General features: G+C 37.5%; 23 protein-coding genes and 1 tRNA gene. 18 read left to right on the top strand and 6 right to left on the bottom strand.

Going from position 1 to position 26,088, the window contains the following annotated elements; all coding sequences use genetic code 11:
• Nucleotides 1–2 precede the first annotated feature (2 nt).
• Nucleotides 3–725: a metal ABC transporter ATP-binding protein gene (locus AC0SAP_RS05690; RefSeq protein WP_094567597.1), complete on the bottom strand. Its 723-nt coding sequence runs from the start codon at nt 723–725 to the stop codon at nt 3–5.
• 295 nt (nt 726–1,020) lie between these two features.
• On the opposite strand from AC0SAP_RS05690, the gene AC0SAP_RS05685 reads away from it, so the two are divergent.
• The 10 genes from AC0SAP_RS05685 (at nt 1,021) to AC0SAP_RS05640 (ending at nt 9,852) form a co-directional block, all read left to right on the top strand.
• Nucleotides 1,021–1,356, top strand: a complete 336-nt coding sequence (locus AC0SAP_RS05685; RefSeq protein ID WP_094567598.1) for a PilZ domain-containing protein — start codon at nt 1,021–1,023, stop codon at nt 1,354–1,356.
• A gap of 124 nt (nt 1,357–1,480) precedes the next feature.
• On the top strand, nt 1,481–2,281 hold the full coding sequence (locus tag AC0SAP_RS05680) for a TatD family hydrolase (RefSeq protein ID WP_473383342.1): 801 nt from the start codon (nt 1,481–1,483) through the stop codon (nt 2,279–2,281).
• Between the two features lie 39 nt (nt 2,282–2,320).
• Complete coding sequence (gene hldE / locus AC0SAP_RS05675) at nt 2,321–3,742, top strand: bifunctional D-glycero-beta-D-manno-heptose-7-phosphate kinase/D-glycero-beta-D-manno-heptose 1-phosphate adenylyltransferase HldE (RefSeq protein WP_473383341.1); 1,422 nt, start codon at nt 2,321–2,323, stop codon at nt 3,740–3,742.
• Between the two features lie 208 nt (nt 3,743–3,950).
• Entirely contained in the window at nt 3,951–5,006 is a 1,056-nt protein-coding gene (gene recA, locus AC0SAP_RS05670; RefSeq protein WP_094567600.1) for a recombinase RecA, read from the top strand.
• Between the two features lie 280 nt (nt 5,007–5,286).
• Entirely contained in the window at nt 5,287–6,231 is a 945-nt protein-coding gene (locus AC0SAP_RS05665) for an RluA family pseudouridine synthase (RefSeq protein WP_473383339.1), read from the top strand.
• 104 nt (nt 6,232–6,335) lie between these two features.
• The gene (gene ybgC, locus AC0SAP_RS05660; RefSeq protein ID WP_473383338.1) at nt 6,336–6,728 is read left to right on the top strand and encodes a tol-pal system-associated acyl-CoA thioesterase; all 393 of its coding nucleotides are present in this window, start codon (nt 6,336–6,338) and stop codon (nt 6,726–6,728) included.
• Between the two features lie 15 nt (nt 6,729–6,743).
• Nucleotides 6,744–7,451, top strand: a complete 708-nt coding sequence (tolQ, locus tag AC0SAP_RS05655) for a protein TolQ (RefSeq protein WP_473383337.1) — start codon at nt 6,744–6,746, stop codon at nt 7,449–7,451.
• A gap of 30 nt (nt 7,452–7,481) precedes the next feature.
• Nucleotides 7,482–7,907 carry a biopolymer transporter ExbD gene (locus AC0SAP_RS05650; protein WP_473383335.1) on the top strand — a complete coding sequence of 142 codons (426 nt, stop codon included), beginning with the start codon at nt 7,482–7,484 and terminating at the stop codon, nt 7,905–7,907.
• 29 nt (nt 7,908–7,936) lie between these two features.
• Complete coding sequence (gene tolA, locus AC0SAP_RS05645) at nt 7,937–9,004, top strand: cell envelope integrity protein TolA (protein WP_286481538.1); 1,068 nt, start codon at nt 7,937–7,939, stop codon at nt 9,002–9,004.
• Nucleotides 9,005–9,168: 164 nt separating this feature from the next.
• Entirely contained in the window at nt 9,169–9,852 is a 684-nt protein-coding gene (locus AC0SAP_RS05640; protein WP_286481539.1) for a cytochrome b/b6 domain-containing protein, read from the top strand.
• Nucleotides 9,853–10,146: 294 nt separating this feature from the next.
• Here AC0SAP_RS05640 and AC0SAP_RS05635 read toward each other — a convergent pair whose 3' ends face one another.
• A complete protein-coding gene (locus AC0SAP_RS05635; RefSeq protein ID WP_286481540.1) occupies nt 10,147–10,908 on the bottom strand; it encodes a tyrosine-protein phosphatase in 762 nt (253 codons plus the stop codon).
• Between the two features lie 178 nt (nt 10,909–11,086).
• On the opposite strand from AC0SAP_RS05635, the gene AC0SAP_RS05630 reads away from it, so the two are divergent.
• Both AC0SAP_RS05630 and AC0SAP_RS05625 read left to right on the top strand, forming a co-directional pair.
• Nucleotides 11,087–11,176 (top strand) — tRNA-Leu (locus AC0SAP_RS05630).
• A gap of 155 nt (nt 11,177–11,331) precedes the next feature.
• Nucleotides 11,332–16,341, top strand: a complete 5,010-nt coding sequence (locus AC0SAP_RS05625; RefSeq protein ID WP_473383334.1) for a DEAD/DEAH box helicase — start codon at nt 11,332–11,334, stop codon at nt 16,339–16,341.
• Nucleotides 16,342–16,913: 572 nt separating this feature from the next.
• On the opposite strand, the gene AC0SAP_RS05620 is transcribed toward AC0SAP_RS05625, so the two are convergent.
• A complete protein-coding gene (locus AC0SAP_RS05620) occupies nt 16,914–17,204 on the bottom strand; it encodes a hypothetical protein (protein ID WP_473383333.1) in 291 nt (96 codons plus the stop codon).
• Nucleotides 17,205–17,207: 3 nt separating this feature from the next.
• Nucleotides 17,208–17,522 carry a helix-turn-helix domain-containing protein gene (locus AC0SAP_RS05615; protein ID WP_473383331.1) on the bottom strand — a complete coding sequence of 105 codons (315 nt, stop codon included), beginning with the start codon at nt 17,520–17,522 and terminating at the stop codon, nt 17,208–17,210.
• Nucleotides 17,523–17,912: 390 nt separating this feature from the next.
• Between AC0SAP_RS05615 and AC0SAP_RS05610 the strand changes: the two genes are divergently transcribed.
• The 3 genes from AC0SAP_RS05610 to AC0SAP_RS05600 are packed head-to-tail and all read left to right on the top strand — an operon-like array spanning nt 17,913 to nt 20,991.
• Nucleotides 17,913–19,739 carry a hypothetical protein gene (locus AC0SAP_RS05610; RefSeq protein ID WP_473383330.1) on the top strand — a complete coding sequence of 609 codons (1,827 nt, stop codon included), beginning with the start codon at nt 17,913–17,915 and terminating at the stop codon, nt 19,737–19,739.
• Nucleotides 19,736–19,975 (top strand): hypothetical protein, encoded by a 240-nt coding sequence (locus tag AC0SAP_RS05605; RefSeq protein ID WP_286481547.1) that lies wholly within the window; start codon nt 19,736–19,738, stop codon nt 19,973–19,975. Before AC0SAP_RS05610 ends, AC0SAP_RS05605 begins: the two co-directional genes overlap by 4 nt.
• Nucleotides 19,976–19,989: 14 nt before the next feature.
• The gene (locus AC0SAP_RS05600; RefSeq protein ID WP_473383328.1) at nt 19,990–20,991 is read left to right on the top strand and encodes a tyrosine-type recombinase/integrase; all 1,002 of its coding nucleotides are present in this window, start codon (nt 19,990–19,992) and stop codon (nt 20,989–20,991) included.
• A gap of 214 nt (nt 20,992–21,205) precedes the next feature.
• Here AC0SAP_RS05600 and AC0SAP_RS05595 read toward each other — a convergent pair whose 3' ends face one another.
• The gene (locus tag AC0SAP_RS05595; RefSeq protein WP_473383327.1) at nt 21,206–21,862 is read right to left on the bottom strand and encodes an IS1595 family transposase; all 657 of its coding nucleotides are present in this window, start codon (nt 21,860–21,862) and stop codon (nt 21,206–21,208) included.
• Nucleotides 21,863–21,945: 83 nt separating this feature from the next.
• Between AC0SAP_RS05595 and AC0SAP_RS05590 the strand changes: the two genes are divergently transcribed.
• Nucleotides 21,946–23,784, top strand: coding sequence for a DUF262 domain-containing protein (locus AC0SAP_RS05590; protein ID WP_286481550.1), 1,839 nt, complete (start codon nt 21,946–21,948; stop codon nt 23,782–23,784).
• A 141-nt stretch (nt 23,785–23,925) separates the two neighbouring features.
• Here AC0SAP_RS05590 and AC0SAP_RS05585 read toward each other — a convergent pair whose 3' ends face one another.
• Complete coding sequence (locus AC0SAP_RS05585; RefSeq protein WP_473383326.1) at nt 23,926–24,279, bottom strand: hypothetical protein; 354 nt, start codon at nt 24,277–24,279, stop codon at nt 23,926–23,928.
• A 424-nt stretch (nt 24,280–24,703) separates the two neighbouring features.
• On the opposite strand from AC0SAP_RS05585, the gene AC0SAP_RS05580 reads away from it, so the two are divergent.
• Together AC0SAP_RS05580 and AC0SAP_RS05575 are read left to right on the top strand one after the other, a co-directional pair.
• Complete coding sequence (locus AC0SAP_RS05580) at nt 24,704–25,264, top strand: hypothetical protein (protein WP_473383324.1); 561 nt, start codon at nt 24,704–24,706, stop codon at nt 25,262–25,264.
• Nucleotides 25,265–25,388: 124 nt separating this feature from the next.
• Entirely contained in the window at nt 25,389–25,607 is a 219-nt protein-coding gene (locus tag AC0SAP_RS05575) for an EexN family lipoprotein (protein WP_473383323.1), read from the top strand.
• Nucleotides 25,608–26,088: the final 481 nt, after the last annotated feature.

Here is a 26,088-nt window from a genome sequence, read left to right as displayed (position 1 = left end):
AGCTATGCCTCACACCAAGAATCACTCTCCCACCCAAGAGAGACCGATTCCGCTTTAAGAAGATTCTCTTCCGTTAAAACCTCTCGGCTAGCACCAAAAGCGATCTTTTCCCGCGCCAAAAGAAGCGTATTACTAAAGTATTGTCGCGCTAAATGAAGATCATGAAGAACGGCAATTACCGTCTTTCCCTCAGCTTCCCAGCGCTGTATAAGATAACAAAGCTCCTGCGTAGTTCTCGCATCCATCGCATTGAATGGTTCATCTAGAAGAATTAGATCTGCACCTTCAACAACGATCCGCGCAAAGAGCGCTTTCTGAAACTGCCCGCCGGAGAGAGAGTCGATACTACGTTCACCAAAATTCTCAAGCCCAACGAACTCAAGTGCAGCAAAGACCCGCTGATGAATATCAGAAGAGAGCCGTCGAAAGAGCCCAACCTGGTTGAGCGCTCCGGCACTGACTAATTCAAAGAGCGTTAAAGGGAGATCACGACGAATATGGGAGATCTGAGATAGATAACTGACTCGCAATGTTTCACTACGGGTAATCACCCCTTCCGAATAGGGTACGAGCCCCATAATTGCCTTCAATAAAGTACTCTTTCCTGCACCATTAGGTCCCACAATAGCGCAACTCTGCCCTAATGGAAATTGAGCCGTTAAGTGATGAACAACAGGATGTGCCTTATAACTCACCGTTAAGTTGGAAATCTCTAATGCTCTCATCTATCTCCTTAAAATTCTTTAGCCCCAGAATGGTCATAAGATTGATCTCACCAAGATCGCTTCACTGCACCTACGACAACCCCAAACTTGATCAACTATCACTTATTCTGCAAGAGTCTATCATACCGCAAAATCGATTTTCCCACCTCTTCTCCCACAAATTTTCATCTATTTTCAAAAAAAGAATCTCTTTGTCTATCTCAATCTCGAATCTCCTTCTACTTCATGCGATAATAGATAGCGATACATAGATATATGGTCGAAATTACCGCAGATAGAGAGATCCGTAATAAATATGAGTAATCCTAAAAAAATTGAAGCTAAATTTGCGCATGCTAGCCAAGTTCCTCAATATTATCTTCCATTTTTAAAAAATGGTGGTTTCTTCTTTAATACCGATTATCCATTTAAACTCGATGATCTTATTATCTTAGAGATCACCCTTCCCGATGGCGATCCGACACCTATCAAAACAGAAGGTCGAGTAGCTTTTGTCACCCCAAAAAGCGCTAAATCTATTCACCATATTACGGATCATCAGGGAATTGGCGTTGCGATTGAAAAAGAGCATAACTTACTCCAAACAAGAATCAATGCACTATTGAGAATGCATGCAGCGACGACACGTTAATCTCTCTATCTCAAACTTGAGCTTGCTAAATAAACTCAATACCCTTATCGATTTCAGTACCATCATCAACTAATCATTAGATTAATAGAATCAATAAAATCAATAAAATCAATAGAAGATAACAATGTTAAATATCGCAGATACGACCCACTTTATCGATTCACACTGTCATCTCGACATGGTGGAGCTCTCCGCTTATGATAATGACTTTCAAAAGCTTATTGCCGCTATTAAAGAGAATCATGTCACCCAGATGCTCTGCGTTAGCGTTGATCTTGAACGCTGGGATGCTATGGCGCAATTAGTTGCCCCTTATGAGGAGATTTTCCTTTCCGTAGGGATTCATCCTGGTGCTGTACCGGCAAAAATTATTGCCTCCATGGAGAACTTCAAACCGATGTTGGAAAATCCCAAGGTGATTGCCATCGGTGAAACTGGGCTCGATTACCACTACTCCGTTGAGCATAAGCTAGAGCAACAAGCCTCCTTCATTACTCAAATCGATATTGCGAAAGAGACTCAAAAGCCACTTATTATACATACGCGCGATGCACGCCAAGATACTATCAATATCTTAACCCATGAAGAGGCTCGTGATGCCGGCGGTATCTTTCACTGCTTTACAGAAGATTGGGAGATGGCTAAAAAAGGTTTAGATCTTGGATTCTATCTCTCATTTAGTGGCATTATCACCTTTAGAAATGCAGAAGAGCTACGGGAGGTGGTGGCAAAAGCACCGCTTGATCGCATACTCATTGAGACTGACTCCCCCTATCTCACCCCCGTCCCCTATCGCGGAAAGGCAAACCATCCTGGGCTTGTTCCCTTTGTAGCGAAAACGATCGCAGAGGTAAAGGGTATCTCCATCGATGAGGTCGCACAAATCACAACGCAAAACTTCCGCACGCTCTTCTCTCTACATTAATGATCAATACTTTTGTACCACCTGTTACTTGAGGCCAACATGAAAAACTCCATTGGTAAAATTGCTGTTTTTGGCGACATTATGATTGACAGCTATTGGATCGGCTCTACAAATCGAATATCACCAGAGTCTCCCGTTCCTGTCGTCAATATCAACCATACTGAAAACCGTTTAGGCGGCGCGGCCAACGTGGCCCTTAATATCAGTAAAATGGAGTGCCCTGTAACCCTATCCGGGTTAGTCGGTGTCGATGGTAATGCAAAGGAGCTGCAAGAGCTCTGTCACCAACACCACATCACAACTCAATTTGTAGCGGAAGCAAGCTTCCCAACAATTAAGAAGCTTCGTATTATCAGTCGTCAACAACATATTGTTCGCTGCGACTTTGAAGAGGCGCCAGACCTTACACCGGCACTTACCGCCAAAATTACCCAATCGCTCAAAACAACGATTGATGAAAATGATCTCATCGTCCTCTCTGATTACAACAAAGGGTTTCTCTCGGATCCTCAAGCGCTTATCCAGCACGCACGAGCCCAGGGGAAATTTGTAATTATCGATCCCAAAGGAGATGACTTCTCCAAATATCGAGGCGCTTCTCTCTTAACCCCTAATACTAGCGAATTTGAGATCGTTGCTGGCAAGTGTCGTGATGAAGCTGAGCTCTTTACTAAGGCGGAAAAACTTCGCATTGAACTCGATCTTGAAGCGTTATTGATCACCCGTAGCGAAAAAGGGATGACCCTCTTTGAACGTGACAAAGAGCCGGTAACATTCTCAGCAAAAGCGCAAGATGTCTTTGATGTTACAGGTGCCGGCGATACCGTTATTGCAATGATCGCAACTCAACTAGCAAAAGGAACCCCGCTTCCCCAAGCTTGTAAAATAGCCAATATTGCCGCATCTATTGTGGTTGGAAAGATGGGTGCCTCCTATGTTACTCAAGAGGAGCTCGACTATGAGCTTGGTCAATCAGATCGTCCACATAACCTCATTCTGTCAAAAGAAGCGCTACTTCATGAAGTAAAACGCGCTAAGATGAATAATGAGACCATCGTGATGACCAATGGCTGCTTCGACCTTCTGCATCGTGGACACGTTAAATATCTTGAAGAAGCGAGTAAGCTGGGACATCATCTTATTGTTGCCCTCAATTCCGATGCATCTGTGAAGCGCTTAAAAGGAGATCTTCGCCCTATCATGGATGAAAAGAGCCGAGCAACAGTACTCGCCTCCCTCTCTTCTGTCGCCTGGGTAACGCTCTTTGATGAGGATACTCCTGAGGCGCTGATTCGTGAGGTACTCCCTGATGTTCTAGTAAAGGGGAGTGACTATCGTGTAGAAGAGATCGCCGGCGCTGACGCTGTCATTAATAATGGTGGTCGCGTCGAGCTAATCGATTTTGTCGATGGATACTCAACAAGCAGTGCCATTGAAAAGATTATCGCTTCTCAACAATAATCCTCTTTGCAACAATCATTGCGTCACCCTTAAAAAAGGATTTCGAAATGTTAGTCTCAAAATACCGATTTCAAAACGCCTAGTTCAGAATATTCAGTTCAGAACGCCTAACTCGAAACACTTAAATGTAATTTTTGTGATAATTTTGTGGCATAATTAATACTTAAATGTAATATTATAGCCCTCCCGTAGATAAGGACTTTATAAAATGGATGAGAACAAACGCAAAGCCCTCCAAGCTGCCTTAGGGCAGATTGACCGTCAATTTGGGAAAGGCTCAGTTATGCGCCTCGGAGATCAGCAGACTCCTACCAATATTATCCCTGTCTCCACCGGTTCAATCGGTCTAGATATTGCATTAGGCATTGGTGGCTTACCACGAGGCCGTATCGTTGAGATTTATGGTCCAGAATCATCTGGTAAAACAACACTTACACTACATGTTATCGCTGAAGCACAAAAAGCAGGTGGAACCGCTGCATTTATCGATGCTGAACATGCACTCGATCCCACATATGCCGCAAAACTGGGAGTCGATGTTGAGAATCTCTATATCTCTCAACCAGACAATGGAGAGCAAGCGCTCGAAATTACCGATACATTAGTACGCTCTGGCGCAATCGATATCGTTGTTGTTGACTCCGTTGCCGCCCTTACCCCTAAAGCAGAGATTGAGGGGGAGATGGGAGATTCTCATATGGGGCTTCAGGCACGTTTAATGAGCCAAGCATTGAGAAAACTCACTGCCAATATTCAAAAATCAAATACACTTGTTATCTTCATCAACCAAATTCGTATGAAGATCGGTGTGATGTTTGGTAACCCCGAAACAACAACGGGTGGAAATGCGCTTAAATTCTACTCTTCAGTTCGCCTTGATATCCGTAGAACGGGTGCTGTGAAGAAAGGCGATGAGGTCATTGGTGCAGATACGCGTGTTCGTGTTGTTAAAAATAAGGTCTCCCCGCCTTTTAGAGAAGCAAAATTTGAGATTATGTATGGCGCTGGCATTGATACACTCGGAGAAGTAATTGATCTTGGTGTTGATGCCGGAATTGTCGATAAAGCGGGAGCCTGGTATAGCTATGGTGACACCCGTCTTGGGCAGGGTAAAGAGAACTCAAAACAGTATCTTCGTGAAAATGAAGCAACTGCTAAAGAGATAGAGCAAAAAGTGCGTGAACACTTCCTTAATACTAGCGCACCCCTTGCCGGCTCACTCGATGACAAAGAGGAAGATCTCCTCTCAATCGATGAAGAGTAGATTTAAAATCTCTAATCTTTCATCTAATCAGTGAATTGATCAATTCATTGATCAATGAAAATAGCTTCCTAAATGGAAGCTATTTTATTTTTAGCACAATTATGTCAATCTTATCGCTCTACAACCACATTTCTATTCCATTTTATTACTTCTAGTTTTATTATTTCTAACCGTATCTAACCGTATCTAACCGTATCTAACCGTATCTAACTATACCTAATACCAACTTTATGGTTTTCAGTTTATAGTTTTGATTATTGAACGATGTAAAAGGCCTTCTATGTCAGACAATCACGCTTTTGAGTTTATCCCTGCCACAATGGTCACCATTACAGAGCACCAGGAGACACAACGCTTAGATAACTTTCTTCTTACCTACTTCAAACAACTCCCTAAAAGCAGAATCTATCAGATGATTCGCAAGGGAGAGGTACGTATTAATAAAGGGCGAGCAAAGCCAACAACTCGTTTAAAAGCGGGGGATCAATTGCGCCTACCCCCGGTGAAGATAGAAAAGAGCATAAAAATCACTATTCCGCCAGAAGCTTGGCAGCAAGTAACGCAGAGCATTCTCTTTGAAAACGAGGATCTTCTTATTATCGATAAACCGACAAAATTAGCGGTTCATGCCGGCTCCCATATCCCTTATGGCATTATTGAGATTCTTAAAAGTTATGGACAAAGTGATTATTATGAGCTTGTTCAAAGATTAGATAGAGAGACTAGTGGTCTTTTAATGATTGCGAAAAATGGCAAAAGTTTAAGAGCTTTACAGGAGAGTGATATTCTTCGCGAATACCATCTTTTAGTGGAAGGTCGCTGGTCTGATCATCATCCCGAAACTCTCACTGTAACAGCCCCATTAGATACAGAAAATCGCCAACAAGGAGAGCGACACGTCATTGTCTCTCCCGATGGAAAAGTGGCAGTTACCCATTTTAAGCTCCTCCATGAAGGAGATAAAATCTCTCTTTTAAAAGCACGACTTGAGACAGGTAGAACGCATCAGATTCGCGTCCATAGCGCACATCTCGGCACTCCTCTGTTAGGCGATAATCGCTACAACTCAGACTCAAAATTAAAGGAGAAATCTCCCCGCTTAGCCCTCCATTGTCAACATCTCCAGTTCACACTAAGTGGAAAGAGATACCAATTTGAAAGCCCAATTCCTCAAGATCTTAAAGCAATTTTCAAGAAGATAGAGAAGAGAGATATCGGTCTATAAAGCGATAAGGGGAAGATAAACGGCGAAATTTAGACAAAGATCAGGTAAAATGACGCTGTTTATGACCTTAATTCATTCTAAAAGAGAAGACGGCCCTATTCACAATGGAACAGAAAATCGATACCTTTGAGCTCCCGATTCGGGTCTACTATGAAGATACAGATGCCGGTGGAATCGTCTATCACTCTACCTACCTCAATTTTATGGAGCGCGCACGCACCGAATGGCTCATGGCAAAAGGGGTTAATCTCAATACCCATGCAGCAACAGCCAATGAGATGTTTGTTGTCCGCAAGTTGGAGATCGAATATCTTCAACCGGCTTATCTCTGCGATGATCTTATTGTAAGATCCTCTATAATTAAGCGAAGTAGAACCCGAGCGCTATTTGAACAGATTATTATGCGTAATGATGAAGTTTTAACAAAGGGTGTTGTTGAAATAGTTGCGCTTGATGTTGAGTCGCGACGCCCTAAAGCCCTTCCCAAATTCTTTTAATTCAGGAGTTGTACGATGTCCTCTGATTTACAATTTTGGCATTTAATTGCCGGCGCAAGCTTCCCTGTGAAGATTATTATGTTGATTCTGGCAATCATGTTGATTATTGCCATCTTCTTAATCTGGAAAAAATATATCTCTATAAAACTATCAAAGCATCGTGTAAATCAATTTGAGCGCATCTTCTGGTCTGGGGCTGACATCAATCAATTAGCCTCTGAGGCGATCAAAAAAGGAAAGAATTGCCGCGATTTAGAGAAGGTTTTTCTCTCAGGATTTCAAGAGTTTACACGCTTACGGGGCTATGCGAACTACTCGCCTGACTTTGTTGTTTCAAGTGTCAAGAATGCAATGTTCGCCGAGACACAAAGAGAAGAGACTATTATCCAAAAATTTCTCTCATGGCTTGCAACGATCGGTTCAGTGGCGCCCTATATCGGACTTTTAGGAACCGTTATCGGTGTTATGAACTCCTTTAGTGCATTAGGAACCGTAAAACAGGTCACACTAGCACAGGTTGCGCCGGGGATATCGGAGGCTCTCGTTGCTACCGCTATCGGTCTTCTAGCTGCGATACCTGCAGTAATGGCTTATAACAAATTTAGTAATGATATCAACAACCTTATGACTCGTTATGATAGCTTTATCGATGAGTTTGCCAATATCTTAGCGCGCCAATATGTGCAGATGTCACAGAAAGTAGCGCCGCAACACTATTCATAATCTATCGAACTTACTTAGGGAAATATCGTTATGAGACGACGTAAACGGATCAACAAACTCTCTTCAGACATGAATATTGTCCCCTATGTCGATGTCATGTTTGTTCTCCTCACTATTTTTATGGTGACAGCAACAACCATCTCCGTCGGTATTGATGTTGATCCACCACAGATGGAATCGAGTCAAGCCGTTGCGGTCGAAGGGGAAGAGATGATGGTGATCTCTGTTGATGCTTCTGGCAGTTTCTTCTTCAATCTTGCCGACAACCCTAGCATAGCCCTTCCTGAAGGGGAGATTGAAGTTTTAGCCCGCAATATTTTTGCAGAAAACAACAATATACAAGCTTTAGTTAAAGGGGATAAAAATGCCCCCTACGGTCGTATCATTGATGCTATGGGATTGCTTCAAGGCGTCACCAATAAGAATGTCCAACTCATGACTGCCCCGACAGAGTAGACGATTGTGCTTAGAAAGAGTAGATCATTATGAATCGCGAAACACAAGATAAGATTATCAATATCAGTAGCGCGCTCTTAACAGGGCTTGTTATCGCTATTGTTGGCTACTTCTCATTCTCTTCATTTCAGAAGATACAGATGGCAAGCATCGATGATCCATCCCTCAAAATAAGTGATGAAAATAGGATCGCAAAATCTGAAAGGATCGATACTCAAGAGGTGATCGATGAGATGAACCGTATTGCTGAAGCACAACGACTCGAAAAAGAGCGTCTTGAGGCAGAGAAACGGGCAAAAGAAGAGGCTGAAAGAAGACGAATAGAGGCGGAAAAACGTGCTGCACAAAAAGCCGCTGAAGAGAAAGCTGCTCGTGAAAAGGCTGAAAAAGAGCGTATAGAGGCAGAGAAACGCGCGGCCCAGAAGGCTGAAGCAGAGAGAGTTGCCCGAGAAAAAGCGGAAAAAGAACGTGTCATCGCAGAAAAAAAAGCTGCTGAAGAGCGCGCAAAACAGGAAAAGATTGCCGCAGAGAAGAAGGCAGCTGCCGAAAAAGCAGCTAAAGAGAAGAGATTAGCAGAAGAGAAACAGGCAAAAGAGGCTGCGGAAAAGGCGGCAAAAGAGAAAGCAGCAAAAGAACAAGCAGAAAAGGAGCGTCTCGCTAAAGAAAAAGCAGAGAAAGAACGCGCGGAAAAAGAGCGTTTAGCTAAAGAGAAGGCGGCTGCCGAGAAGCGAGCAGCTGAAGAGAAGGCAGCGGCAGAACGAAAGGCTGCAGAAGCAAAAGCGGCAGAAGAAGCAACAAGAATTGCAGCAGCACTCAATAATGATTACTTCGCTAAGGTTCACTCCTATCTCTATGCGCTTTGGATTACACCTCCAGGCAGTTATGGTTTAACGACAACGGTTCAATTTAAAGTTAAAGAAGATGGGACTATTATCGGCACCCCAGTTATTACCCGATCAAGTGGAAATGAAGAGTTTGATAATAGTGTCTTTGTCGCGATTTTAAGTGCGGATAAAGTTCCTATGCCGGAAGATCCTGTCGTACGTAAATATCTTGCTAAAGAGGGATTTGAGATTCGATTCCGCCCGACCAATTAACCGCTCAAAAGGCTCGATCGGTAGTCGTTACAAGAAGTTGCTAGGAGATATCGATTCTCCTAGCAACTAAGTAGATTAGCTAAACAAATCAACAAAACAGATCAACAAAATCCCATTAATGTTATGATTTTTATAGAAGAACTCAATTGATAAGGAGAGAAGAGATGATAAAAGTATGGGATCTGCCAACGCGCCTCTTTCACTGGCTATTAGCGCTTGCAGTATTAATATGTGTCTACACATCCTATAATTTTTCAGATTATTACGACTTAAAATTCTTAGGAAGCTACTCGGCAATGGCGATTCACCAATATGCCGGCACACTCATTCTTGCACTACTCATATTCCGCCTTATCTGGGGAATTATTGGCGCAACAACAGCACGTTTTAGCAACTTTGTTCGTGGTCCTTACCACATTATGCAATATCTTAAAAAATCGGTTACACCTACCGAAGGGCATAATCCTTTAGGGGCGCTGATGGTGGTTGCATTGATCCTTTTACTCCTCATCCAAGTCGTGACAGGTCTCTTCTTAGAAGATAACACCTATATGTTTGCCAATGCCCCTTTAGCAAAATTGGCAGATAGCGATATGAGAAGCAATATGATCGCCATCCATGGTAATGGCCGAGCTGTACTCTTATGGTTTATCGGGCTACATATTACAGCGGTATTTGCTTACCTGATCGTTAAGCGCCAAAATCTTATCCGCACCATGATTACCGGTACAAGAGATCGTTCTGCTGCACATACCGAAAAACCGGAGTCAATTTCCGCAGATCGCCCGCTTATCGGTCTTGCTTTAATGATCATTATTATCTTCTTAACTTTTTATATTCTCTTCTAATATGCATAAACAACCTAAGAGTCTCTTTCTTAACTCAGTAGCACAGAGGCTTCTCTATGCAGCAATTCTCTTTATACCGCTCACAATCCTCCTCTATTGGGCATTACAGTAGCGTTCATGAGGAAAAGAGGGATCGAAAAAGAGAGATCATAAAAAAACAGAAGCAAAAGCGACCAATAAAAAGAGCGATCAACCGATCGCTCTCTTACTTTTTATGATTACTCTATTTCAATCTCTGAACTCTATATTGCCGGCTCTAGATAGCTCTACAACTCTATCTAACTCACATTGCAACTATTTTAAGAGCACCTTCTTCAAAGCATCCGTATCGACCTTTAAGACCTTTTCCACATAAGGCACTACACCCCCATAATTTTCAACCAGCGTCTTATCTAAGACATCCAAATATTCTGGTGCAACATAACGAATCTTCTTAAAGAGCGCTTCAAGCTCTTCACTAATAGTCAGATGATGCCCTGCCTTACGGCGATTCTCTCTAAAGAGCTGATGAAGTGCTTCGGCATAACGATTAGACTCCAAGTAATTTTCCATAATATCGTCATACGGAACGCCTAGAACTGAAAGAATGAGGTAACTCATCACCCCTGTTCGATCTTTGCCGGCACTACAATGGTAAACAACACGTTCATTCGCCAAAATAGCGTCAAAAACCGTCTTAAACTGTACGGCACCGCAGGTCGGGAACTCTTTGTACATCTTTTCAAAAAGTCGCCCAATATCTTCCGATTTTAGCTCACTCAACGCAGAGATCTGATCAGGACTAAAGAAGTTTCCCACATCGATCGGTTTCGCCTGATAATCGATCGAATCGAGTATCAATTTAATACCCTCACCCTGCTTCTCCCCTTCAAGACGAAAATCGACAACAACATCAGGAGCAAGCGATTGGAGTAGATCCATATCATTAGGGGTTGCAAAATCGAGTAGAGCACTACGATAGATCCGCCCATCCTTGATGGTAGCGTTTTCCGCAGTCTTCAATCCGGTAAAACTTCTAAAGTTTACAATTTTTTCAAAATTAAATAGTTGACCCATCGATTAAAACCCTTATACTCTATAACCCTTAATTAACAGACCTTTTCAGTAGATCATCTATCCTACCATGTTTTCGATTTGGCAGGATAATCCACCAACAAATGAATTATTTTTAATCAGCTGTTGCTTTTTAGAAACTTCCCCTGTATCATTTGTCTTCTACTGAGTTACACCTAATGCCTGGGTGGCGAAATTGGTAGACGCAGCAGACTTAAAATCTGCCGACCCTTATACGGTCGTGCCGGTTCGATTCCGGCCCTAGGCACCATTACAAAGTCTCAAAGCCCGCTATTTAGCGGGCTTTTTGCTGTCTGGAGTTTGATTTACTCCAACTTTTACTCCAACTTTTACTTTAATTCAACGTTAAATATCGTATCATCTGTTCTCGATATCATATTATTTTTGATTTAGAGGTTATAGCATATGCCTACTCCATTACGACAACTACTAGCAGAATTTAGAGAGAAAACATTAACTGAACGTGATAAAGGAACTAGTTTTGAAAATTTAATTATCCAATATTTTAAAACTGAGCCTTTTTATAAAGAACAATATGTTGATGTTTTATCTTATGCTGATTGGGTAGATAAATATGGCGAAGCACTTAATATAACTTCAAAAAAAGACACGGGTATTGACTTGGTTGCCGTGACTGAAGACGTAAATTTTCACGCAATTCAATGTAAAAACTATGATGAAAACTATCGCTTATCTAAATCAGATATTGATAGCTTTTTTACAGCCTCTGGAAAAACTTATTTTTCTCATAGAATTATCGTTACTACCACAAAAAATTGGACTGCCAATGCTGAAGATGCAATGGAGAATCAAAACCCTCCTGTCTCCAAAATAGATCTTTACGCTTTAGAAAATAGCGTAATAGACTGGTCACAATTTCATTCTGAGACTAAACCTGTTTTAAAGCCATTAAAAAAATTACGCCCCCACCAAACAGAAGCTTTGACTAAAGTTATAAACGGCTTAGCAAACGCAGATCGTGGCAAGCTTATAATGGCTTGTGGCACAGGTAAAACCTATACCTCTCTCAAAATTGCAGAGAAAATAGCAGGAAAAGGTAAAAGAGTTCTTTTTCTAGTTCCTAGCCTTTCCTTATTATCACAAAGCTTAACGGAGTGGACTCAAGAAGCATCCATCCCATTAAAAAGTTATGCCGTCTGCTCTGATAGTGATGTTGGTAAAAAACATAGTATAAATGACGACGAAGTCATTACTGGTATTAGTGATTTGCAATACCCCGCAACAACAAATGCTAAGTCTCTGGCAGAATCTTTAGAGAATAAGCATAGCGAAGACGCCATGACCGTCGTGTTCTCTACATATCACTCGATCGCCGTACTTAATGAAGCCCAAAAAACGTATGGTATGGGTGACTTTGACTTTGTAATTTGTGACGAAGCCCATAGAACAACTGGTGCAACTTTTGAGGGGGAGGACGAGTCTGCTTTTGTTAGAATTCATGATAACAACTATGTTACTGCTAAAAAACGCTTATACATGACTGCTACCCCTAGAATTTATGGTGAAACAGCCAAGCAAACTGAGCAAGTAGAGCTTTGCTCAATGGATGATCCTAAATTATATGGACGTGACCTGCATGTAATTACATTCTCACAAGCCGTTAGCTTAGGGCTGTTAGTTGATTACAAAGTAATTGTATTAGCCGTTGAAGAAAGCCATATTAATCGTTCACTACAGAATCTTCTAAAGGATGATGATAATACCTTAAAGGTTGATGACGCAGCTAAAATAGTCGGTTGTTGGAAGGCTTTATCTAAACAAGGCTTATATGGAGAGAACCAAGAATCAGATCCGATGCAACGAGCTGTTGCCTTTTGCCAGGTAATCAACAAGGAATATAAAGGAAAAACTCATAAAGTCAGTTCGATTCAGATCTCTGAAATGTTTAGCGCGGTAGTTGAAGCATATCAAGAGCACGAAAAAAACGAGCTACTAAAACAAAATCCTAATGCCGAAATCCCTACCGCTTTATCCATGGTATGCGAAGCTGAGCATGTTGATGGTGGCATGAATGCAAGTGAAAAAGAGAGCAAGCTCGAATGGCTCAAGGAAACCACTCCAGAAAATACTTGTCGGATCTTATCTAATGTTCGTTGTCTTTCTGAAGGTGTTGACGTTCCCTCTCTTGATGCAGTTCTATTTTTAACACCTCGCTCATCTCAAGTAGATGTTGTTCAATCTGTTGGCCGAGTGATGCGTTTAGCTCCGGGGAAAAAGATGGGATATGTGATTCTCCCTGTTGTTATTCCTGCGGGTGTTGAGCCTGATAAAGCAATGGATGATAATCAGACTTATAGGGTCGTTTGGCAAGTCTTAAACGCCTTACGTTCACATGATGACCGCTTCGATGCTATGATTAATAAGATGGAGTTTAATGGTACTGATCGCAAAAAAATGGAAGTTATCGCGCTAGTTGATAAAGTTTCTCCCAAAGCAAAAAGACAAAGCTCAAAAGATAAAGCTAAAGGAAAAGCGAAAGGCGGATCCAGTATTGGCACTGCGGATAATATGCCTATTCAAGATGAGCTTACTTTCGAAGTAGGTGAAATTGAGCGAGCACTTTGCGCTAAAATCGTTAAGAAATGCGGTAATCGTTACCATTGGGAAGATTGGGCAAATGATATTGCTAAAATTGCCAAAACTCATATTGATCGAATTACGGGTATTTTAGAAAACCCGGAGAATGTAAGTGAGATTGCCGCTTTTAATGAGTTTGCAAAAGAGTTACGAGATGATCTGAATAATTCTATTACAGATGAAGAGATCATTGAGATGTTAGCTCAACACCTCATCACTAAACCGGTATTTGATGCGCTATTTGAAAAATATAGCTTTGCTAAACATAACCCAATGTCTAAAGCGATGCAGGCGATTTTAGATAGACTTCAGGAGCACCGTTTAGATAAAGAGGCGCAAACACTTCATGATTTCTATGAATCTGTCAAAATGCGTGCCGAAGGTATCGAAAGCGCTGAGGGTAAACAGCGAATCGTTGTTGAGTTATACGATAAATTCTTTAGAAATGCGTTCCCACGAATGACCGAACGCTTAGGGATTGTCTATACACCGATTGAAGTTGTCGATTTTATTATTCATTCTGTAGAAGATGTATTGCAGCAGGAGTTTAATACCTCTCTTGCGAATGATAATGTGCATATTTTAGATCCATTTACAGGGACAGGGACTTTTATTACCCGTTTATTACAAAGCGGTATTATTCCTCGTGAAAAATTACCCTATAAATATCAAAATGAGATTCATGCTAATGAGATTGTGTTGCTTGCTTATTACATTGCGGCAATCAATATTGAAGCAACTTATCATGGGATCTTGAATAATAATATCAATGGAAAAAATGATGACACACAAGAAGAAATTCCCTATACACCGTTTAAAGGAATATGTCTGACTGATACTTTCCAAATGTATGAAAAAGCAGATCTTGTCGATGAATTACTAGAAGAAAACAGCTCACGCCGTAAACGTCAGCAAGAATTACCAATTAACGTCATCATTGGAAATCCACCTTATTCAGCTGGGCAAGAATCAGCTAATGATGACAATGCTAATGTGGCATATCCTAAGCTTGATCAAAGAATTTCTGACACATATGTTTCACAATCCAATGCAACGTTAAGAAACAAACTTTACGATAGTTATATACGTGCTATTCGTTGGTCATCTGATCGAATCAAAGATCGTGGTGTAATTGGATTTGTAACTAATGCTAGTTTTGTGGATTCGAATACAACCGATGGTTTACGTAAATGCTTAGTCGAAGAATTTAGCTCCTTATACATTTTCCATTTACGAGGCAATCAAAGAACCTCTGGTGAGCGATCACGAAAAGAAGGTGGAAAAATATTTGGCTCAGGTAGTCGTGCTCCAATTGCAATATCTTTGTTAGTTAAAAATCCTGAAACTAAAGAATATGGAAAGATTTACTTTCATGATATTGGTGACTACTTATCTCAATCAGACAAACTTGAAATCATTCAAGAACTCAAAAGCTTAAATGGTATTACCAAAGAAAATAAATGGATTGAAATTATTCCAGATCAATTTGGAGATTGGGTTAATCAACGCGACCCTAATTTTGATAATTATATTAGCTTAGGAGACAAAAAAGATAAATCATCATCAGTAGTTTTTGAAAATTATTCTTTAGGAATTGCATCAAATCGTGATGCATGGGTCTATAATTTTTCACAAAACAAACTATCTCAAAATATGAAGTTATCAATACACACATATAACGAGAACTTGTGTAAACTAGAACTAAATGCCTCAGATAATATCGAAACATTAATAGATTATTCTACTGATAAAATTAGCTGGACTGCTAACTTAAAAAAAGAGCTAGAAAGAAGAAATAAATTAAAATTTAATCCCACAATTATTAGAAAAAGCCTTTATCGCCCCTATACTACATCATTCATTTATTTTGATAAAAAATGGATCGAAAGAACACTACAAATCCCTAATATATTCCCTAAATCATCTCTAGAGAATCTAGTGATTTCAGTGACAGGAAGAGGAGCAACAAAAGGCTTTTCATCATTAATTACCAATTATATTCCTGACTTAGAAATGATATCTAAAGGACAATGCTTCCCGCTTTATCTCTACGAAAAGAAAGATTTAACTAAAGGGCATAATGATCTATTTGATCAAGATAATGATGTAGTTCAAGAGGAAGAATATACTCGTAAGGATGCTATTACCGATGAGGCATTGAAGCACTTCCAAGATGCTTATCCTGATAATTCAATTACGAAAGAAGATTTGTTCTATTACATTTATGGCTTATTGCATAGTGAAGAATATCGTGAGAAATATGCTGATAACTTAACTAAGCAATTACCACGAATACCTAGAGTTAAAACATATAAAGATTTTGCTCACTTTTCTAATGCGGGTCGTGAATTAGCTGAACTTCATTTGAATTACGAAACAATAGATATTCATGACAAAGTTAAACTGAAAGGCAAGAATGGATATACGGTAACCAAACAAGCTGTAAAAGGTGGTGCTGATAGCGATTATTATGTGACTAAAATGAAGTTTGGTAAAAAGAAAGATCCTGAAACGGGTAAGAATGTGAATGATCTATCCACTGTTATTTATAACAACTTCATCACCATCGAAAATATCCCTGAAGAAGCTTATGACTATGTTGTGAATGGAAAACCTGCCCTTGAGTGGGTGATGGAACGTCAATCTGTGACAACTCATAAGGCATCTGGCATAACGAATGATGCAAATGATTGGGCGATTGAAACGATGAATAATCCACGTTATCCATTAGAATTATTCTTGCGTGTCATTACAGTGAGCTTAGAAACTCAAAAGATTGTGAATAGTTTGCCTAAACTAGACTTATTGGTGAATTAAGGTAATTCACTTTAACTTTAAACAAGGCTCTACAGTTTGTGAAGCCTTAATGTAAGTAATGCGTGCCTTATTTTAAGCTGTCATTCTTTAGGAGGAACCACTCTTATTAGACATAACAGGAAAGGCTACTAAATAAAGATCCCTAAGGCTACATAATTAATACCAATTTAAAGCAAATTTATATTTTGGCAAAAAAACACCGTAACAAATGTAACAAAACCAAAAAACTCCCAAATACGTTGGTATCATGGGGTTATAAAGAATTGTGATTTGTGACATTTCTGTAACATTCCTGTAACACAATGATGAACACATCTCTATTTAGTAACATTGTTATATCTTTGTTACGTAAATGTTACACCAATACTATCTCTGAAAACCCTGCAATAATCAGGAATACAAGAGAAAAAAGGGTTTCTGTTACATTGTTACAAGTTTTATTCAGGCCTTTGGTTTTTTACTTTTTAATTGCTCTTTTCACTGAATAAGCTTAGAAACAACGGCTAAAAAAATCTAACTAATAAAAAAGCTCCTCAAAGGAGCTTTTCTGGAATGCTAGAGCTGGCAGCAATTTATTGGTCCAGCTTTGCTTTTCGAATGACTGCCTCGCTAAATTCTCTATACTCCTCTTCCATTCTCTTTAATTTTCGGATAAGAATCACATTAGAAATGATCGAAACGACTACGAACACAACTAATCCAATCATGAATATATTTTGATATTCCGAAGAAACAATCTGGGTAACGAACGCAAAAATAAAAAAGAGAAAGATTAAGGTGAAATTAAAAATAATTAACTTTTTAAAATCAAAAAAAATATCTCGTTGAATAGTTTGATCTAACCTATCTTCTGCTGATTTCATAATTTACTCTTCTGGTAATTTGGTTTTTAATACTTGAATCGCTATTAACTTCAATGGTTTCTTTGCCAATTTAAATAGCGTTAGAAATTCCGCCTCTTCCGGTTCAATACATTGATCAGAAGCCACACCTGTAACTATATATTGAATATCACAGCCTATTTTTGCAATATTTGCTAGATATTCAACATCTGGTTTTCTAGAACCTCTCTCATAATTATATTGGGATGCTTTTCCCACACCGCCTAGGATGCCAAATTCTTCCGCACTCAAGCCGGTTTTTTCTCGTTCTAGTCTTAATCTTTTAGCAAGTTCTAACATATTATAAAAATATCCTTGATATTGTTACGAATGTGCACTACTATACTTCTATAGAGCTACTCCAAGCCATACATAAAAGTATCTTCAACAGGTAAGTGTATATGAAAAATAACAATGTTCCAACAAGGCGATCCGAAGTAATTAATATTCGATTTATGCCTCAAGATATCTCTCGATTACAAAAATTAGCAGAAAAAAAGGGGATACCTTTATCCACCTACTGCTATTTAATTATTAAAAACGCTATCGATCACGAAGCTAGCCTTATTTCTTAGCTTCATATCTAATCCCCACACTCATACTAATTAGCTTAAATCTAAGCTATAGGGGGATTTTTCGTCTAAAAAAAGCTACTACATAAATTCATCTTTATGTAGTAAAGGAGTAATCATGCCTAAAAAAAGTCAATCTTCCCCGATAATCAGGGAATCTAAAAATGATTATCGATCTTTTCTGCAAGATAACCTTTTGAATAATGTCTATACTTCATGGCTTATTAACAAGGAAGATCAATTATTTACTGAGTTTGATAACAAAATTTACTGGTGCAAAGTTGATAATCATAAAATCAATAAAGATCTTTCAAAAGTCGAGGCTCCTAGAGTCGATAATACAGGATTTAATCTTGATTTATTTATGATCTTTTGTCGGAATTGCAAAGTTACAGAGATAGGTAACTTTACTATCCAATTTCTATATTTTCAAAGAGATTCCATCACTCAAGAAAGCTTTTATTTCACAAGTATAAAAAATAAAAATAATAAAATTAAACTGCCGATTTCACCTAAATCTTTGGCAAGTAGTACAGAGTTTAAAGCCACTATTATGGGATCTCTTCCAGGGGCTATATTTCTTGGTAATACAAATCAATTGAATCAAATATTCAAAGATAAAGCCCATGATCTAAAGAATATTGAAACAATTCCTTACGTAGGATATTGCAAAGAAAATAAGGCCTACATATTCGAAAAATATGCCGTCAAATTAGGTCAAATCTATCCTATACATGATGAAGGCTATTTTCAGCTTCCTAATAATCTCAATATCAAAAGTACTCTAGCACTTAATTTTACTCATCATATTGAATACAGAAATGAGTGGCTACAAGACTTTATAATTACATTTGGACACAAAGGGATCATTGCACTTGCCTTTTGGGTTGGTACTTTATTTGTACAACAAATTAGAGAAAGAGAGCATCCATGGCCTTTCCTTACTATTACAGGACAAGCCGGTGCAGGTAAATCCTTTCTAATAGAGTTTTTATGGAAACTCTTTGGAAGAAATCAATATGAAGGCGAGAATCCTTCATCGGGCTCACATTCAGCCCGATCTAGATACTTAATGCAGGTCTCCAATTTACCCATCGTATTTATAGAAGGAGATATCGATGATCCATACAGCAATCAAACATTAAAGGGCTTTAATGTTGAAGTATTAAAAGCTTTATTTGATGGTAATTCTCCTCGTATCACAGCTAAGAAAACAACTGATAATACCATTAATAGCCAACCTTTTAGAGGCGGGTTAGTTATATCTCAAAATAGAAGAGTGGAGGGATCTGAGGCTATAGAGTCTAGATTAATAGATCTCCATTTTGACAGATCACACCATACTCAAGATTCTTATTTATCAGCTAATAAGTTATCACGCTTAACTGTTCAAGAGCTATCTGGATTTTTATTCTATGTCCTAAGACATGAAGAATTAGCACTACAAATTATAGATAAAGATTTTTCTTTTTATCGAGATAGCCTCAAACAAACCTTACAAAATAATAGCTATAACCGCATCGAAGTAACACACGCTTTAATTTTATGTTGCTTAAAGTTTTTAGGAAAAATTTTACCCTTAGAGTCAGCTCATTTGTCATTTACTGAAGCATTTATCCACAAAATGGCTCTACATAAAACAAAAGAAATCATAAGGGAACCTATGCATATTACTCAATTCTGGGATGTGTATGAATATCTTTCTAATAATGCATCTATGAGTTTTAATCACGCAAAAGATCCTAATCAAATAGCTATTAATATGAATGAATTCTATCGCTTAGCGAGTCAATTTAGTCAAAGTTTAGAAGATATTAAGATCATTCAGAAAAGCTTAAATCAATCTATTAGACACAAATTTATCGAAGCAAAAACTATTAGAAGCGCAATAACTAACAAAACGCTACGTTGTTATATTTTTGAAAAAGGAACTGAGAGATTATGACAAAAGAATCTATGAGTTATCTAGTAAAAGAAGGACAAAATTATATTCTAATTAAATCTGAAAGATGCCTATCTATTAAAAAGGTTGCCGAAAAATTAGATGTTCATGTGACGCATGCAAAAAAAAATATTGTCACCCTTCCTGACTTCCCTAAACCAATACGATACGAAGATAAAAGTCACCCTAAGTGGTTAGAGTCAGATATTGATTATTGGTTATTTAAAAAGAAAGCTTAAAAGAGGGGGATAATATGGGATCAATTACTAAAAAAGGCAAAAATTATCATGCCAGAATACGCATTGTACACAATTATAAAACCTATGCTGATTACAAAACATTCCCCACTAAATTAGAAGCAATCAAATGGGTAGAAGTCAGAGAGGCACAAATTAGAGCCGGTATATATAAAAATATAGACACGACTAAGACGCTAAGAGAAGCTATTGAAAGATATCGGGATCTCGTTACTCCAGAAAAAAGAGGTGCCAGATGGGAAACATTAAGATTAAATGCTATGCTTCGCGATTCTAATCTCCCTCTTGATAGAAAGCTAGACTCAATAACTACAGATGAACTCGCACATTGGAGAAGGCTTTTAAAGGTTACACCTGCAAGTAAAAACAGAATAACAACTATCCTAAGAGCAGTTTTTGAAACCGCTAGATTAGAATGGAAATGGTTATCTACTAACCCCTTAGACGATCTTAGAAGATTACCAGAGCCTCCACCTAGGGAAAGAAGAATTAGCGATCATGAAATATCTTTAATATGTTCTGAATTAAATTTTAATCCTGATGATCCTGATGTAAGTACCCAAAAACAGAAAGTAGGATTAATATTTTTATTTGCTCTAGAAACTGCTATGAGACAAAGTGAAATTACAACACTTACTTGGCAACAAATTAATCTAAGAGCCAAATATTTAACTCTTATAGAAACAAAAAACGGTTATCGCCGTCATGTTCCTCTTAGTAGTAGAGCTATCCAATTATTAGAAATTATGAAGCCACAAAAAAATGGAGATGTTTTTGGAATCGACGCCGATACAGTATCTACATTATTTAGAAGATGCGTTAGAAAATGCCACATTAAAGATCTGAGATTTCATGATACAAGACATGAAGCTTGTACTCGATTAGCTCAACTAATCCCCTTATTAGATTTAGCTAAAATGTTAGGACACAGAAATATAAAGTCTTTAATGATTTACTATGATGCCACGCCTACAGAAATTGCTAATAAACTTGGTTAAGTAAAATTTAGAGAGCTACCCTATAGCTCTCTTTTTTTTTGAGGACTATTTGAGGATTTTTTGAGGATTGAGAATTGAAATTTTAAAGTTAGGGCACGATGGCGATCCGTTTACAAATTACTACGTAATCTGATTGGATCGACTGTGCTTAAGGACTTCCCTAAAACCCTTCTTATAAAACCAAACAAATATAAAATGGGGCTGTCCTAGATAACTAACCCATAAACTCTCGAACAAGTCGTTTTAACTGCCTTAGCTGATTTTGATAACCACTGTTGTTAAAACGCCACTCACATTCCTTCAAATATAACTCAAAATGATCTTTAGGAATGCCATTAAATTTTCTCATATGGCGTTTCGCTTGGTTCCAAAAATTCTCAATTTCATTAATGTGATTATGAGATTCTACGAAGAGTTCGCTATGGTTAATTCGATAATGTTTAAACTCACTAACATCAAGCGCATTATAGCTTTTAAATGAATCACTATAGACAATGCTATCGGGAATAACTTTTTTCTCAATAATGGGAATTAATGTTTCAGATTTAGCATTGGGAATAATCTTTGTATAGACCATTCCTCCGCGTTTTAATAGACCAAAAACAGGGGTTTTCCCTCCAGCACCACGACCTCTTTTACCTTTACGAATTCCACCAAAATAAGATTCATCTACTTCAATTTTCCCTTCAAAAAGGGTATTTTCAAATCTCTTCTGATGTTCGTAAATAATCAGACGTAAACGATGAAAATAGTAAGCTGAAGTATTCTTATTTACCTGGACCAATTCAGCAGCGCATCTTGCTGTTGTGCCCGCCACAAAATGCTCAATTAAACGATCCTGTTTATACTGACTTAATCTACTTTTTCTCATACCCAAATAATACCTTAAAGTGTATTATCTAGGATAGCCCCCATAATTAATTAATATTTATATCAAATATAATAGGATGAATAATGCAACAATTAGAGAAGAAAATAGAAGCTAGTGACCGTAATATCTCTCAAGTTCTAACTGAAAAAAAATACTCTGTCGATTACTTTCAACGAGAATATCAATGGACAGAAAAACATATAGAAGAGCTGATTACTGATTTAACAGGCGCTTTTTTAAATGAATATACGCCTGGTGATTCTCGAGAAGAAGGACAAAATTACAATAATTACTATTTAGGTCCTTTCGTGGTCTGCAATAAAGGCGGTCAGCTCAGTATCATTGATGGTCAACAACGGTTAACATCCCTTACCCTATTTTTAATTTTTTTAAATAATTTGCAAAAAGATTTTGAGCATCAAGAAAATATTACGCCGATGATTTTTTCAGAATTACGAGGCGTTAAGTCTTTTAATATAACAGTTGATGAGCGTATTCCTTGCTTGAAATCTCTTTTTGAAACAGGCGACTATCAAATTAAAGAAAATGACGATGAGTCAACTATTAATATGTTAGAACGATATCAGGATATCGAACAGTTCTTCCCGGAAGAATTGAAAAAAGAAGCATTCCCACACTTTGTTGATTGGTTGAAATACAATGTCATCTTAGTAGAAATAACTGCTCATTCAGATGAAAATGCTTACACAATCTTTGAAACAATGAATGATAGAGGATTAAGTCTTACATCAGCTGAAATGTTAAAAGGATTTATTCTCTCTAAATTCAAAAATGCTGAAGCTCGAAAACGAGCCAATGAGACTTGGAAAAAAAAGATATTAGATTTAAAGAGCATTGATCAAAATGATGATTCTAAATTCTTTCAGGCTTGGTTACGGGGGCAATATGCTGATACGATTCGCCCAGGTAAAGCAGGCTCTAAAAATGAAGATTTTGAAAAAATAGGTACTCGATTCCATAGTTGGTTTAGAGATAACCTTGATAAAATGGAGCTAGATTCAGATAAAAAATCATTTGAAACTTTTTTTGATATTGATTTTCATTATTTCTTTGAAAGTTATCTTAAAATTTTAAAAGCAGAACAACAATTAACCACTGATATGGAGTATGTCTACTATATTAATCATTGGGGAATTGCGCCTACATTGAGCTATCCTTTAATGCTAGCACCATTAGTAATTGGAGATAGTGAAGCTATAACAAAAGCTAAAATCAATCTTGTTGCTAGATATATTGAAACATTTGTTGTTCGCCGCTCTGTCAATTTTAAAAATTTCTCAGCAAATTCTATTCGCTACACAATGTATAGTCTTGTTAAAGAGATACGGCATAAATCATTGGATGATTTGAGGGATATCCTTTCTCAAAAGCTCAATAGTATGGGAGAAAAATTTAATGCAATGGCCAATTTTAGATTACATGGGCAAAATCGTAGATTTGTAAAATATCTTTTATCTAGAATAACTGCTTGGGTTGAAAAAGAAGCAGGAATGGGAAGTAATTTCTTAACATATTATAATCCAGAACATGGTAAGCCCTTTGAAGTAGAACATATTTGGGCTGATAAATTCTTTCGTCACACCGATGAATTTTCACAAGAGAGCGAATTTGAAGTATATCGCAATCATATTGGTGATCTACTTTTACTGCCTAGAGGATCAAATCAATCATATGGCGATAAACCTTATGAACAGAAACAGGCGCACTATATAAAAGAGAATCTCTTAGCTAAATCATTATGTGAGCTTACCTACAAAAATAATCCTAATTTCACCAATTTTATTCATCACAGTGAGTTGCCATTTAAACCACATAACACGTTTAAAAAAATGGATATAGATCAAAGACAACAGCTCTATCAAGAAATTTGTGAAAGAATGTGGAATGAATCATTGGAATAGATCAAATCAAAAAATCCCATTACCCTCTAATAACGCCGCTCATCATACAATGAGAAGCTCGAGGGTAAGAACCGATTTTATATATTCAGAATATATTTTAAATTATTAAAGGGGCTATTGAGGCGCAATATTCAACAGCTCCTATTTATTTTTAAATTCAGTAATACCTGTTCTAAAGTTTTCATTAAGATTATTAACACTTCTTAAAATTGCATTTAAAGTTTCTTGTTTTAACTCTCCATTCTCTTTTAATGATTCTTGATGGATTCTTTTTGCAACTTGATTGATATTATTACTGGCTTTATTGAAGCAATAAAGAAGCCCGTTAAATGTTTCTGTTTTTCTTTTATCGACTTTATTTAAATCAAAGTTAGATACAACTAAACTTCTAAAAAAATCAGATTTATTATCGCTTCTTAATATCTCCATAGCCTCCAAAAAAGGTTTAAATTCTTCATCGCTTAAGCGGAATGTAATCACATTATTTTTCTTCATTTTCTTAGTCCTTAAATCGTATGATTTCCAAAAAGGGTTTTAGGGGCTTCCCCTAAGCACATGTGGTTGTTATCAGATTGCGTAGCAATTTGTATACAACCACCATCGTGCCTTCCTTTTTAATCAATGTGGTGGCATGAGAGTATCTAAACATATCCGATCCACACGAGATCCACAAGAGATCCACAAAAGTTTAGAAAAAAACTTGCAATCCACAAGAGATCCACGCACAATCCACAGCAGATCCACAGGAAAAAGAGGAGGTTCATCATACAATCCACACGAGATCCACAATAGATCCACACGATCCACACGAGATCCACAAGAAATCCACACGATCCACACGAGATCCACAAGAAATCCACACGATCCACAATAGATCCACACGATCCACACGATCCACACGAGGTTCATAATGTAAGAAATGATAAATAAACCTGAATATAAATTTTTAATTGAGAACTTAAAAGCAAGCACAGATAGAGATGGGAGTATCCAATATGCACAATTTGTTAGGCTATCTTATGACCATTTAAAATACTTCTTGGATCGATCTCTTAACTTAACAGATATATCAAGATTATTAGGGAAAGATCTTAACTTAAAAATAAGATACAGATCGCTCTGGGAAGCTTATAACAGATATGTAAAAAAAATAGAGGAAAACAAAAGCAGTGCGATAGAAAATATTCCAGAGGGAGGATTTCAAGACAAAGAAAAACCAAGAGAAGAAAACAAAAAAACAGTCAGTGATGAAATTAAAGATTCAGAAAAAAATATTGAATTGGATTGGATTAAAAAGCCAAAATTCGATCATTTAAATAAAAAAGAAATTATAGAAACTATTATTGAATACGGGATAACAGAACAGGAAGTTATTGATCTAAATTTACCGTTATATACTTTGAAATGCTTAGATCTTTTAATTCACTATGGCGAAAGAAAGAAAGCTGAAGAAATCGGTAAACTCTATTTTGGAAATTAAAGAATGGTTATACATATAATTACTTTAAATAGTCCCAAAAGTCTGCATATTTAAAAAATTTAGATAGTTTAAAGGCAGAAATAAAATTCAAGAACCTAAAGATTTTAATATAAGGAAATTTATTGTGAAAAAAATTATGATTACTGTTTTCTCTATTTTTGTAATTACAGCTTGCTCTGAAGAAGTTAAACCTGTTGATTACTATCTCGATAATTTAGATGAAGCTGAAGCAGTAAAAAAGAAATGCGAAGTCACTCAAGGAAGTAAAAATGATCAGAACTGCATCAACGCAGATAAGGCTCTTTATAGAGATTATATGAATAAAATGATAGGTATAGAGTAATAAAAAAATAAAGGTTATGTAACGTGTAATACTTCAATTGTAAGCTGTGTTTCTAAGGCCTAAAAATGTACGGATTACTCCAACTTTTACTCCAACTCAAAGGTTTTATATAACAATATATATATTTAATTTTTAGCTATCTTGCTGATATTATTAGATATACCACTATATACACATCCCTAAATTTCCGGCCCTAGGCACCATTACAAAGTCTTAAAGCCCGCTATTTAGCGGGCTTTTTGCTGTCTGGATTTTGATTTACTCCAACTTTTATTTAAATTAGACTGTTTTTGATAGATCTAACAATTATGATTGCAATTAAAATCAGACCTAAAATTTACAATAATGCTGGATCCACTCAACTAAGTTGACTTTATCAACACTCCGTGAAATAATTTACCCATGTCGATGACTAGGAGTATCTCCAGTCAATCCTTAAATGGATGATCGACCTCTACGGGATTTTAGCAAATTTATAAAA

The sequence above is a fragment of the Ignatzschineria sp. PL_is040 genome (genome assembly GCF_055813795.1).
Note: the sequence above shows the minus strand (reverse complement) of the source record. Positions and strands in the feature narration are given on the sequence as shown.

Coding starts and splice junctions, on each gene's coding strand:
- AC0SAP_RS05690 (WP_094567597.1), bottom strand. CDS start 725: ATGAGAGCATTAGAGATTTCCAACTTAACGGTGAGTTATAAGGCACAT.
- AC0SAP_RS05685 (WP_094567598.1), top strand. CDS start 1,021: ATGAGTAATCCTAAAAAAATTGAAGCTAAATTTGCGCATGCTAGCCAA.
- AC0SAP_RS05680 (WP_473383342.1), top strand. CDS start 1,481: ATGTTAAATATCGCAGATACGACCCACTTTATCGATTCACACTGTCAT.
- hldE (WP_473383341.1), top strand. CDS start 2,321: ATGAAAAACTCCATTGGTAAAATTGCTGTTTTTGGCGACATTATGATT.
- recA (WP_094567600.1), top strand. CDS start 3,951: ATGGATGAGAACAAACGCAAAGCCCTCCAAGCTGCCTTAGGGCAGATT.
- AC0SAP_RS05665 (WP_473383339.1), top strand. CDS start 5,287: ATGTCAGACAATCACGCTTTTGAGTTTATCCCTGCCACAATGGTCACC.
- ybgC (WP_473383338.1), top strand. CDS start 6,336: ATGGAACAGAAAATCGATACCTTTGAGCTCCCGATTCGGGTCTACTAT.
- tolQ (WP_473383337.1), top strand. CDS start 6,744: ATGTCCTCTGATTTACAATTTTGGCATTTAATTGCCGGCGCAAGCTTC.
- AC0SAP_RS05650 (WP_473383335.1), top strand. CDS start 7,482: ATGAGACGACGTAAACGGATCAACAAACTCTCTTCAGACATGAATATT.
- tolA (WP_286481538.1), top strand. CDS start 7,937: ATGAATCGCGAAACACAAGATAAGATTATCAATATCAGTAGCGCGCTC.
- AC0SAP_RS05640 (WP_286481539.1), top strand. CDS start 9,169: ATGATAAAAGTATGGGATCTGCCAACGCGCCTCTTTCACTGGCTATTA.
- AC0SAP_RS05635 (WP_286481540.1), bottom strand. CDS start 10,908: ATGGGTCAACTATTTAATTTTGAAAAAATTGTAAACTTTAGAAGTTTT.
- AC0SAP_RS05625 (WP_473383334.1), top strand. CDS start 11,332: ATGCCTACTCCATTACGACAACTACTAGCAGAATTTAGAGAGAAAACA.
- AC0SAP_RS05620 (WP_473383333.1), bottom strand. CDS start 17,204: ATGAAATCAGCAGAAGATAGGTTAGATCAAACTATTCAACGAGATATT.
- AC0SAP_RS05615 (WP_473383331.1), bottom strand. CDS start 17,522: ATGTTAGAACTTGCTAAAAGATTAAGACTAGAACGAGAAAAAACCGGC.
- AC0SAP_RS05610 (WP_473383330.1), top strand. CDS start 17,913: ATGCCTAAAAAAAGTCAATCTTCCCCGATAATCAGGGAATCTAAAAAT.
- AC0SAP_RS05605 (WP_286481547.1), top strand. CDS start 19,736: ATGACAAAAGAATCTATGAGTTATCTAGTAAAAGAAGGACAAAATTAT.
- AC0SAP_RS05600 (WP_473383328.1), top strand. CDS start 19,990: ATGGGATCAATTACTAAAAAAGGCAAAAATTATCATGCCAGAATACGC.
- AC0SAP_RS05595 (WP_473383327.1), bottom strand. CDS start 21,862: ATGAGAAAAAGTAGATTAAGTCAGTATAAACAGGATCGTTTAATTGAG.
- AC0SAP_RS05590 (WP_286481550.1), top strand. CDS start 21,946: ATGCAACAATTAGAGAAGAAAATAGAAGCTAGTGACCGTAATATCTCT.
- AC0SAP_RS05585 (WP_473383326.1), bottom strand. CDS start 24,279: ATGAAGAAAAATAATGTGATTACATTCCGCTTAAGCGATGAAGAATTT.
- AC0SAP_RS05580 (WP_473383324.1), top strand. CDS start 24,704: ATGATAAATAAACCTGAATATAAATTTTTAATTGAGAACTTAAAAGCA.